The sequence below is a fragment of the Inhella gelatinilytica genome (assembly GCF_016093295.1).
Taxonomy (GTDB): Bacteria; Pseudomonadota; Gammaproteobacteria; order Burkholderiales; family Burkholderiaceae_C; genus Inhella; species Inhella gelatinilytica.
The window spans coordinates 455,646-464,383 of record NZ_JAEDAL010000002.1 but is presented as its reverse complement, the minus strand read 5'-3'; the positions used below and the strand labels follow the sequence as shown (position 1 = coordinate 464,383).

The 8,738-nt window shown below is 64.5% G+C and carries 5 protein-coding genes; 3 read left to right on the top strand and 2 right to left on the bottom strand.

The window, feature by feature from the left end:
* Positions 1-44: 44 nt before the first annotated feature.
* Positions 45-2,891 carry a TonB-dependent receptor gene (locus I7X43_RS07060; RefSeq protein ID WP_198100205.1) on the bottom strand — a complete coding sequence of 949 codons (2,847 nt, stop codon included), beginning with the start codon at positions 2,889-2,891 and terminating at the stop codon, positions 45-47.
* A 269-nt stretch (positions 2,892-3,160) separates the two neighbouring features.
* Here I7X43_RS07060 and I7X43_RS07055 point away from each other — a divergent pair, with 269 nt between their 5' ends.
* Together I7X43_RS07055 and I7X43_RS07050 are read left to right on the top strand one after the other, a co-directional pair.
* The gene (locus I7X43_RS07055) at positions 3,161-4,261 is read left to right on the top strand and encodes a glycoside hydrolase family 10-like protein (RefSeq protein ID WP_198100204.1); all 1,101 of its coding nucleotides are present in this window, start codon (positions 3,161-3,163) and stop codon (positions 4,259-4,261) included.
* Positions 4,258-5,169 (top strand): alpha/beta hydrolase, encoded by a 912-nt coding sequence (locus tag I7X43_RS07050; RefSeq protein WP_198100203.1) that lies wholly within the window; start codon positions 4,258-4,260, stop codon positions 5,167-5,169. Before I7X43_RS07055 ends, I7X43_RS07050 begins: the two co-directional genes overlap by 4 nt.
* Here I7X43_RS07050 and I7X43_RS07045 read toward each other — a convergent pair.
* Entirely contained in the window at positions 5,166-6,110 is a 945-nt protein-coding gene (locus I7X43_RS07045) for a LysR family transcriptional regulator (RefSeq protein ID WP_198100202.1), read from the bottom strand. The genes I7X43_RS07050 and I7X43_RS07045 overlap by 4 nt on opposite strands.
* Before the next feature lie 230 nt (positions 6,111-6,340).
* On the opposite strand from I7X43_RS07045, the gene I7X43_RS07040 reads away from it, so the two are divergent.
* Entirely contained in the window at positions 6,341-8,737 is a 2,397-nt protein-coding gene (locus I7X43_RS07040) for a TonB-dependent receptor (protein WP_198100201.1), read from the top strand.
* Position 8,738: the final 1 nt, after the last annotated feature.

The window sequence follows — 8,738 nt, the reverse complement described above, 5'->3', positions numbered from 1 at the left end:
AAAGCCCGGCCGAGGCCGGGCGTCGCGAAGCAGACCGAGGCCGCTTACAGCTTGCCGCGCAGTGTCAGGAAGTACTGCTTGCCGCTTTGGTGCCAGTAGCCCGGCGCGTTCTCGGTGATGAAGTAGGTGTGGCGAACCGGGTCATTCAAGTTGTTGCCATCCAGCGTCAGGCTGAGCTGGTCGTTGATCTGCCAGGTGGCTGAGGCAGAGATCGAGCCCGAACCCTTGTAGTAATGCACGCCGTTGTTGGGCGTGTTGGTGCCATTGCCGACGAAGCCGATGGCGTAGTCCGAACGGTGGTTCCAGGCCAAGCGCGCCGAGAACCGCTTGTTCTCAAACCACAAAGTGGCGTTTTTTGTGACTTTGCTGGTCCCGAGCAGCGGCGAGCCGTCTTCATCTTGGGCATCGACGTAGGTGCCATTCAGGCCAAAACCAAACCCAGCGCCCAAGGGCATGTCCAAGGCGGCTTCCATGCCCGCAACCGACGCCTTCTTGCCCACGCGGCTGGTCACCGTGTAGATGGAAGGGGAGTTGGTCGAGGTGTTGAAGTACTCCACCTGCGAGGTACCCGCCTTCACGTAGTCCTTCAGTTCCTGCGAGAACAGCGCCGCCATCACGTAAGCACGCGGTTTGAAGTACCAGGCGTAGGACAAGTCGGCGTTGTTCGCCGTGATGGGTTTGAGGTTCGGATTACCCGAGCTGCCCGTGAGCAAGGTGTTGTTCAGGCTCACCGCGCCGGCCAACTCGTTGTAATTGGCACGGCCCAGCGTGCGGCTGGCGCTGGCACGCCAGATGTGGCCACCACCCGCGTCGTAACGCAGGTTCAGGCTGGGCAAGCCCGTATTGCGGTCGGTTTGCACGCGCTGTGGCAGGTAAGTGGCAAACACCGAGCCGACGATGGCGTCTGGAACAGCGCAAGGTGCCAACGGTGCACAGGAGTTCGCGCCGCTTGCTGGCAGCGCCTGGTACGACAACGAGTCCAACTTGGTTTGCGCCATGCGCAGGCCCACGTTGCCGCTGAGGCGGCCGCTCTCGAACTCGCCCATCAGGTACAGGGCGCGGTTGTCTTCCTTCACGGTGTAGCCGCTGGTCCAGGTCTTGCCATAGACCGGATCCCAGTAGACAAACTGGCTCGCGAAGGCACTGATCTGGGCCGGATCAAAACGGAACAGCTCACGCGGGAAATTGGCATTCAGGCCGGCCGCAAAATCACTCGGGTAGGCCGTCGCCGGAACCGGCAACTGACCCGGCGCCACGATGGGGGGCTGCTGCACGCCGCCCACCACCGGGCCGCGATCCACCAGCAGGCCGCCGGTCACACTGAAGAACGGCGAGGGCGACACGGGGGCGCCATTGCGGTCTTGTGCGTTCCAGCGCGGCGCCACCACGTCATAGGAACGCGTGTGCTCGGCCGAGCGCGCACCGAACTTCAGGGTGTTGAAGAAACCCCACTCCCCGCGCCACTCACCGTCCAGGTGCAAGTACTGTTCCTGGTCCTTCGAGGCCACCTGGGCACCCGTGTTCGACAACTGGGAGAAGCTGTTGGTGGCACCGAGGTTCACTGGCGCACCCGTGCTGGTGCTGAACCCGTAATCCGTCGGCCGCGTGGTGTTGATTTGGTAGTCGAACCGCGCCGGGTTCAGCAAGCCAAACGTCAGGCTGGGCTGGGCGTTCGTGACGCCGCTGCCCTTGGTGGTGCCGACGCGGCCTTTGAGGGTGAGACGGTCGGTGACATCGATCCGGCCGTCCACATCGACGAACTGGCTCAGCGACGTCGCACCCTGGCGTTGGTTGTGGTCGAACTGCATCCCCACCACGTTGAACGTGGCCGGTGAAGCCGGGTTACGCACCAGCGTGGCCTTAGTGATCACGTCGCCTTCGATCACCGGGTTCTGAATCAAATAGCCGTTGGCGCCTTGGTTGACCAAGGTACCGGGCAGGGCGAACGCCGAGCTGTTGTAGTTGTCGGCCTTCAGCGTGGAGCGGAAGGCGCTCACATTCAGCTCGCTGTTTCGCGTGGGCTTGAGCTGCAAGCCCAGGGCGCCGCCTTCGCGGTCGCGCACGCCCTCAAACAGGGCCGAGTTCAGGCTACCCGGCAGGCGCTTGCCCACCAGCGCCGGGTTGGCCAGACCCGCGGCCGAGTTGGCCGCCACGTTATTGAAGCTGAAGGTCTCTTGGCCGTCGCGGCGCAAGTGGCGCTTTTCGCGATAGACCTGCACCAGGGCGCCGAAGCTGCGGTCAGCATTGCTCCAGGACAGCAGGGCCGAACCTTGCGGGTCCGTCGTGCCGGGCAGCGTGGCGTTCACCACGCCCAACGACACATGGGCCGACAGGCCCTTCTTCATGTCAAAGGGCTTGCGGAATTGGATGTCCACCGTGCCTGCAATGCCACCCTCGGTGATGTCCGCCTGGCCGGTCTTGTAGACCACGGCCTTGCCGATCAGGTGCGAGGGCATCAGACCGAAGCCGACCGAGCGGCCCGAGCTGCCCTGGTCGCCCACGTGCCAATCACCGCTGGACAAAGCATGGCCGTTCAGCGTGGTCAGGTTCAGGTTGGGGCTGGAGCCGCGGATGGCGATGCGCTCGGCCTCGTCCATCGCCAGGGCGCCGCCGAACTGCATGTTCAAGCCTGGCAGGCGCGCCAGCGAGTCAGCAATGTTCTTGTCCGGCATCTTGCCCACGTCTTCTGCCGTGAGGACCTCGACGTTGGTTGCGGCCTTCTTCTTGGCGCTCAGGCTGGCCTCGAGCGAGGCGCGGATGCCCGTCACCACCACCTGCTCCAACTCCTTGGGTTCGTCTTTTTTGGCTGGGGCGGTCTGCGCAAGTGCCAAGGAATGAAGCAACGCCAGCGAGGCGGCTGCGGCTATCGGAGTGAGACGGAGGGTTGGCATGCGGGCTCCTGATTCAATACGGCTAAAAAAATGGCGCAGGGCTGCGCCGACAACGTAGACCATTGTTCATACCAATAGACCGATTTCCTCAAGACCAACCCTAACTCTCTCCCCCAGCAAAACATCTGAAATTTCGCCGCTCCCCCTAGGCAATTGCCTGCGGTTATGCACCATAGCCACATCGCAATGCGCTCAAGTAGGAGCCACAACCAATAGACCAAAAGCAAAATCATGTAGTCCAATGGTCTGCATTAATCCATGTTCACGCCATGAACCTCTTTCGCCTGTCAAGCGTTTTGTTCGCGCTCGTAACCGCCTGCTCCCACGCCCACGCAGCCGAGCCCGTGCGGGGCGTGTGGGTGGCCGGGCCTCAGCACAACCCGTTTTGGTCCAGCCGCGACGCCATACGCGCCGAGCTGAAAACCTTCAAGGCCGCGGGCTTGAACAGCGTCTACGCGGTCATGCTGCTGCCCGGACGAACGCTCTACCCTTCGGCACGCATGGCCCAGATTACCGGTGTGCGCCAGCTGGAGAGCCTGGGTGAGCGCGACGTGATGCAGGAGTTGCTTGAAGAAGCCGAACCCCTGGGGCTGCGCGTCATCGCCTGGCTGGAGTTCGGCTTTGCCTCCCATTTCCGTCCGGGCCAGCAACCGGGGCTGCTTCAATTCAAGCCCGAATGGACAGCTCGTCAGCGCGACGGGAAGCCGGTGGTCAAAAACGGATTCCATTGGATGAATGCCTTTGACCCCGAGGTTCAGCAGCTGCTGATTGACCTCAGCGTCGAACTGCTGCAGCGCTACCCCAAGCTCACCGGCGTCCAGGGGGACGACCGCCTACCCGCACTGCCCGCCAGCGCCGGGTACCACCCAGCGGTGCTCCAGGAATTTGGATGGCGCCCCGGCCAGCCCCTGCCAGCCGATCAAGACCCCGCCTGGCTGCAGTGGCGAGCGGATCAACTGACGGCCTTTCTGGCACGGTTTCGAGCGGCGCTCAAAGCGGTGCGGACCGATGCGGTGCTGAGCCTCTCCCCCAGCCCCTACCCTTGGGCGTTGCACGAGTACCTGCAGGACTGGCCAGCGTGGATGCGAGCCGGCCTGGTGGACGAATTGCTGCCCCAGCTCTATCGCCGCGACGGCGCGTCCTACGAACGCTTGTTGGCCGAAACCAAAGCCCACATTCCGGAGGGTCAGCAGCAGCGCGTCTTCCCCGGCCTGCTGCTGGCGCTGGGGCCCAACACCATCCCCAGCCCCTCGCTGCTGCAACAGTGGCTGACCGCCAACCGGACCGCGGGGTTTGCAGGCGAGGTGCTGTTTCACAGCACGGGTGTGGCCGACCGCGCTGCCGTACTGAAACAGGCCTACAAGCCATGAGGGCCGTCCTGCTCACGCTCGCGCTACTGAGTGCCAGGGTGAACGCCAGCGACTGGGCCGACGGCAGCGGCGTGGACATCGAAGTGCGCCCAGGCGTGATCTACCACCAAGCCAGCGGCGAAGACCTGAAGCTCGATCTCTACCTGCCCTTGGACCGCAAACGGCCTCGGCCACTGGTGATCTGGGTCCACGGCGGCGGCTGGGTGAGCGGCGCGCGTGAAGTGGCCAATCTGCGCTTGCTGCCCTGGCTGCAGATGGGTTGGGCCGCGGCCAATGTGTCGTACCGCTTGGCGCGCCAAGCCACCGCCCCAGCCGCTGTCGAAGACGTGCGCTGCGCAGTTCGCTGGCTGGCGGAGCGGGCCAGCGAGCTCGGGTTGGACCGCACGCGCATCGTGCTCACCGGCGGCTCGGCGGGCGGGCATCTGGCCTTGGCCGCCGGCATGCAGCCCGTGCCCAACCGCTTCGACCGGGCTTGTGCCATGAACGGCCCCGGGCGCTGGCGTTCCGGCGAACAGGCGCCCGTTCAGGTGGCCGCCATCGTCAACCTGATGGGCATCACCAACCTGCCGGCCCTACTGGAACCCGGTACCGCCGGCCGGGGCTATGCCATCGAATGGTTCGGCAGCCTGCCCGATGCCCAACGTGACGGGCTGGCGCGGGAGCTCTCGCCGGTCAACCTCGTGGGCCCGCACACCCCGCCCATCTTGAGCTTTCACGGCGATGCCGACGACATCGTGCCATTCGATCAGGCCCAGCAGCTGCATCAAGCCCTGGCAGCCCAGAATCGACCGGCGCAATTGGTACCCATCCCTGGCGCCAAGCACGGGTTCAGCCGCGCGCAAATGGTCGAGGTCATGGCCCGCACCCGCGACTTCCTTACCCATCACGGGGTGGGTGTCGCGCCTTAACGACCCAGCCAGACGGGAGCGCGCACCAACCCTGCATTCAACTGCGCGAGAACCTCCGCCAGTCCATCGATAAAGGCCTTGATCTTGGGCTGGCCGCGTTTGCCCTTGGGGTAGACGGCCCACAGCTCCTGAGCGCCCCAGGCTTCGCACTCGAAACGCCAGTCGTCCAGGCAGGTCTGCAGGCGGCCTTCGCGCAGATCCCGCGCCACCACCCAGTCAAAACAGGGCAGCAGCCCTTCACCGGCCCGCAGCGGCGCAAGCAGCAACTCGTCACTGTTGCAGGTGACGGGGCCCTGCGGCACCACCACCACGATGCGCGGCCCGTTGACAAAGCGCCAACGGCTATCCAGCCCCTCGCAGTGAAAAATCAGGCAGGGGTGGTCCGCGAGGTCCTCCGGCTTTTGAGGTTTTCCCATGCGCTCGAAGTAGGCCGGCGCCCCACACAGGCGCACGCGATTGGCACCCAGGGCCCGGGCCACGAGGTCCGCGCTGGGGCCTTGGTCGTGACGCAACACGACGTCGAACTGCTCGGCCACCGGGTCGGGGTCGTCATCCCGAAGCACCAGATCCAGCGCCACCTGGGGGTGCCGGCGCCGAAAGTCCACGGCGTAGTCGGCCAGTACGGCATGTCCGAGCATGAAGCTGGCCGCTACGCGTAGGGTACCGCCCAGTTGCTGCCGCAGGGCAGCGCTTTGGTCCTGGGCCTGACGCAGGTGTTCACGCATCTGCCGCGCAGCCAGAGCATAGGCCCGCCCGGCCTCGGTCAAACGCAAGGGTTTGGAGCCATGCTCCACCAATTCTTGGCCCGCCTGGCGCTCGAGCGCACGAATCTGTTTGGACAAGGCCGACGAGGTGGTACGCAGGCGTGCCGCGGCCGCCGCCAACGCGCCCGCTTGTTGCAATTCAAGCAAGATAAGCAAGGGATTCAGCTCAACACTCATGGCGTCATGTTGCGTCGAAATTTCCGCGGAAGCTTTGGTTTTTCAACTAGTGTTTACCCGAGCGCCAACCCCAGTTTCAAATCGCCGCCAGGGCTACCAGTCGGCACAGGGCGGGCAAGAGTATTTTTCCAATTAGGAAATTTCAAACCCCTAGCCTTGCAGCCAAGCCAGCCGCCTGGAGTTTGCATCCGGTCGCGCGGCCTCCCCCTACTGAACCGAGGAGCTTTTGCATGCGCGTGTGTCCCAAGCCCAGCCCCGTCGCCCTGTCCCTGCTACTGGCCGGATGGATTCAATTGCCGGTCCTGGCGCAGACGGCGCCCGCCCCAGGCGCCAGAGCAGAGTCCGAGAAGAAGGAGGCCACTCAAGAAACCAAGACCACCAAGCTTGAGGCCATCGTCGTGACCTCCAGCAAGCGCCGCGAACTGGCTCACCGGCTTCCCTACAACGTGACGGCCATCGGCGAGCAGGCCCTGCGCGACGAGGGCATTACCGACCTGAAGAAACTCATCCAGGCCAGCCCCGCCATCGAGGCGCCTCCCAACAGCGCGCGCTTCACTGACTCGGTGACCGTGCGCGGCCTGAACGTCAGCTCGGTCAGCGCCAACAACATTGAGTGGTTCGCCCGCAGCACCCTGTCCACTTACCTGGACGACACGCCGCTGCCGATGGTCGGCATTCGCATCAAGGACATCGCCCGCGTCGAAACCCTGCTGGGGCCACAAGGCACCTTGTATGGCGGGGGAGCCCTGGGGGGCACGGTGCGTTACATCACCAACAAGCCCAAGCTGGGGGCTTTCGAGGGCCGCATCAACGCCGGCCTGTCGCAGGTCAAAGGCGGCGCTTTGTCCAGCGACACCGACCTGATGCTCAACGTGCCGCTGGGAGAAGACGTGGCCCTGCGGGTCTCGCTCGCCAACCTGGATGACGGCGGCTTCACCGACCGGTTCGCGGGCAAGCCCCCAACGCTCACCTCATCCATCACCGCCAAGCCCGACGCCGGCCAGGTGCTGTACGAAAACGACGATTGGTACAAGGCCAAGACGGCCCGCGCCTCGCTGTTGTGGCAGGCCACCCCGGATCTGGAATTGCGCCTGACGCACACCTGGCAAGACGGCACGGCCCATGGCACCAGCGGTGCGCAACTCAACCCGGCCAGCGGCTCGCCCGCACGCTACCTAGCGGCGCCGACTTGGGACCAACAGACCGTGCTGTCACCCTATCCGGAGTTCACGGATCGCAAGATTTCGCTCACCAGCTTTGATCTCGACTGGCGACTGGCTGGCATCGGTCGTCTGCACAGCAGCACCGCCACCTATCAGGACACCCGCGTCGGCCAGGCGGATTACTTGGCAACGGGCTCGTTCTTCTATGGGGACCTGGGCTATTCGCGCTACCGCCTGGGCTCGTCGAGCTGGAGCGGCAATACGGCCTTTATCACCTACGACAACCGCAACAAGGGCTGGACGCACGAAACCCGCGTGGTGTCGGACCCCGGTGTGTTCAGTTGGATTGCGGGCGTCTACTTCTCCGACCAGGAGAAGAGCAACCAGTTCAGCGAATGGCTGCCGACCCTGCCCACGCGCAGCACCCGCGCCGGCGAGGGCTACATGGAGAACCTGGGCAGCCAGTACAAGGAGTCGGCCCTCTTCGGCGAGCTGAGTTGGGCGGGCATCGAGCGGCTCACACTCACCGCCGGCGCGCGCCTGTTCGCCTATGAAGACCAGGCTTCGACCCAAGTCGAGGACTACGCCTTCGACCTCGTGACCGGCCAGATCAAGAACACCGAAAAAGAGTCCGGAAAGAGTTACTTCAAGCTCAACGCCAGCTACCAGTTCACCGACGACCTGCTGGGCTACGCCACGTTCAGCCAGGGCTTCCGTCGCGGCGGCGCCAACGGCTTCCGCGGCGTGGGCAACAAGGAAGTTAATCCGTCTGTGCGCGGCTACGCTTCAGACAGCACCGACAACTTGGAGATCGGCGCCAAGGGCTACCTCCTGGACCGTCAGCTCTACGTGCAGGCCAATGCCTACCGCATCCTCTGGAAAGACCCGCAGACTTACTTCAGCCAGGACATCGACGGGTTCCCGGTTTGGGGCACCACCAATGGTCCCGATGCGCGCAGCGAGGGCTTTGAATTCCAGGCGCGCTGGAAGCCGGTCTCCAGCATCGAGCTGGGCATGGCCAGCACCTACACGCGCGGCGAGTGGGACGACACCAAGGAGGTCTGTCTCTACGCCAACAACTCCGAGTGCCGCACCTACACCAAGGGTGGCAAGCTTGGTGGCTCCGCGCCGTGGAAGCACACGCTGCGGGCGAGCTGGCGTGGCGAATGGGCCGGCCACGCCATCAGCGCCAGCCTGGGCGCCCGTTACGTGGGCGTCAAGGCCAGCGATCGCGGCGACCACCCCGACGACAAGCCCTTTGAGTACAAGAGCTACACCACCTACCGCGGCAGCGTGGGCCTGAGCCAAGGCAACTGGAACCTGAGCCTGTGGGTGGACAACCTCACGAACGAGCGCGAGCTGGTGTCCTTCCAGGGCACATCCGCCGTGGCCAGTCGTGTGGGTCTGCGCGCTGTCTACCTGACGCCGCGCACCGTCGGCCTGAACCTGGGCTGGCGTTTCTGAC

Coding starts and splice junctions, on each gene's coding strand:
- I7X43_RS07040 (WP_198100201.1), top strand. CDS start 6,341: ATGCGCGTGTGTCCCAAGCCCAGCCCCGTCGCCCTGTCCCTGCTACTG.
- I7X43_RS07045 (WP_198100202.1), bottom strand. CDS start 6,110: ATGAGTGTTGAGCTGAATCCCTTGCTTATCTTGCTTGAATTGCAACAA.
- I7X43_RS07060 (WP_198100205.1), bottom strand. CDS start 2,891: ATGCCAACCCTCCGTCTCACTCCGATAGCCGCAGCCGCCTCGCTGGCG.
- I7X43_RS07050 (WP_198100203.1), top strand. CDS start 4,258: ATGAGGGCCGTCCTGCTCACGCTCGCGCTACTGAGTGCCAGGGTGAAC.
- I7X43_RS07055 (WP_198100204.1), top strand. CDS start 3,161: ATGAACCTCTTTCGCCTGTCAAGCGTTTTGTTCGCGCTCGTAACCGCC.